This is a genomic window from Paracoccus sp. PAMC 22219 (assembly GCF_000787695.1).
Classification (GTDB): Bacteria; Pseudomonadota; Alphaproteobacteria; order Rhodobacterales; family Rhodobacteraceae; genus Paracoccus.
In genome coordinates, this window is record NZ_BBPH01000007.1 from 1 (window position 1) to 1,067 (window position 1,067).

At 62.6% G+C, this 1,067-nt stretch carries 1 protein-coding gene; it reads left to right on the plus strand.

Going from position 1 to position 1,067, the window contains the following annotated elements; translation table 11 throughout:
- Positions 1-285: 285 nt before the first annotated feature.
- Positions 286-1,067, plus strand: a 782-nt coding sequence (locus tag TY51_RS22380; RefSeq protein WP_197054600.1) for a hypothetical protein, incomplete at its 3' end; no start/stop codon positions are given.

Below are 1,067 nucleotides of genomic sequence, written 5' to 3' on the forward strand. Positions count from 1 at the left end.
TCAAAAGGGCCGGAGGCCCACGCCGTGATGCGACGACACAAGCATATGAAGGTCCCTTTGGGAGCATTGACCCTCGTCGCCTGCTTGATGGCGGCACAAGCGGGCGCTCAGCAGAGTGGCAATAGTCCTCCAACGGCTCAAGAAATTTGGCGGCATCTGCCGCCGCTGCCAGGGCTGAACTCTAAGACCTCGCCGGCACCGGCACCGTCGGAAGCAGCCGGGTCGCAGGCCGGCACTGCGTTCAGACAGCCTGAAGGGACGCCCGGCTCTGGGATTGAGACCGCTATGCCAGACACGACCTCCAGCGAACCATCGAGTTACGCCGCCCCAGGGATGCAAAACACCCGCGCCCCAGCTCAGACAGATGAGGCTATTCCCCAGCAGGCGATGGCGCGGTTGGAGGCATCTCAGTTGCGCCTCGCCGTCTACGTTCCAGAGCGGAGTGCCACAGATCAGCGGGACCAGACTATCGAATGGCTATCGGCCGAAGGCTGGAAACCCCAGGAAGTCGTGACGCCGATCACGGTCGGCGAAACGCATGTCCGGTATTTTCATCCGCAAGATCGCGCAGCAGCCCAAGATATGGCAGCCGCGCTGGATATTGATGCCCGGGACTTCGTGAGCTTCACACCCTCTCCAGAAGAAGGCTATCTGGAACTATGGTTGGGTGGACCGGGTGCTCCTCCGATCACCAACCCAGTGATTACCCGCGGGCAGATGACGGAACCCTATCAGGCGTTGACTGCGTCGGGTGACGATGGCGGCCCGGAACCGATCACCGAAGATCTTGATCGGGATTCTGGCGAACGGGGGGACAATCCATGGCTGCGACCATTAAATCTTCCCGGTATTTTCGGCCGCAACAAGGGCCCCGAAGATGCGGCCACCACCCGAAGTGGTGGTCTCAGCGCAAGCACCGGCGATAATGGATCTGGCGGGAACGGGTCAGATGGAGCCAGCAGCGGAAGCAGCCCCGGTGGCAGTGGTTCTAGCGGGAACGGCGGCGGCAATGGGAACGGCGGCGGTAACGGAGATGGCGGCGGCGACGGAGACGGCGGCAGCGACGG